The organism is Pseudomonas sp. EA_65y_Pfl1_P113, from assembly GCF_963970525.1.
GTDB lineage: Bacteria > Pseudomonadota > Gammaproteobacteria > Pseudomonadales > Pseudomonadaceae > Aquipseudomonas > Aquipseudomonas tritici.
The window spans coordinates 1-607 of sequence record NZ_CAXAQM010000238.1; the positions used below are offsets into that span (position 1 = coordinate 1).

Here is a 607-nt window from a genome sequence, read left to right on the forward strand (position 1 = left end):
TCATGTCGATCCTCCCCGTCTGGTTGGTGGGAACGCCGGCTTATGCCAGCGCCTTCAGGGCCGCCTTGCCGCCATACAGCGCCTGCTTGCCCAGCTGCTGCTCGATGCGCAGCAGCTGGTTGTATTTGGCGGTGCGATCGGACCGCGCAAGGGAGCCGGTCTTGATCTGACCGCAATTGGTGGCGACCGCGAGGTCGGCGATGGTGGAATCCTCGGTCTCGCCGGAGCGGTGCGACATCACCGAGGTGTAGCCGGCCTTGTGCGCCATCTCGACGGCGGCCAGCGTCTCGGTCAGCGTGCCGATCTGGTTGACCTTAATCAGGATCGAATTGGCGCGGCCGGCCTTGATGCCCTCGGCCAGGCGCTTGACGTTGGTGACGAAGAGATCGTCGCCGACCAGCTGAACCTTATTGCCGACCATGTCGGTCAGCGCCTTCCAGCCCTCCCAATCGTCTTCGGCCATGCCGTCTTCGATCGAGAAGATCGGATAGCGGCGCGTCAGATCGGCAAGATATTCGGCCATCTCATGGCTCGACAGGCTCTTGCCCTCGCCCGAAATCTCATACTTGCCGTTCTTGTAGAATTCGGTCGCGGCGCAATCGAGCGC

The 607-nt window shown here is 62.6% G+C and carries 1 protein-coding gene; it reads right to left on the reverse strand.

The features are described from left to right. Positions 1-40 precede the first annotated feature (40 nt). Positions 41-607, reverse strand: a 567-nt coding sequence (locus AACY52_RS29345) for an enolase C-terminal domain-like protein (protein ID WP_339561224.1), incomplete at its 5' end; no start/stop codon positions are given.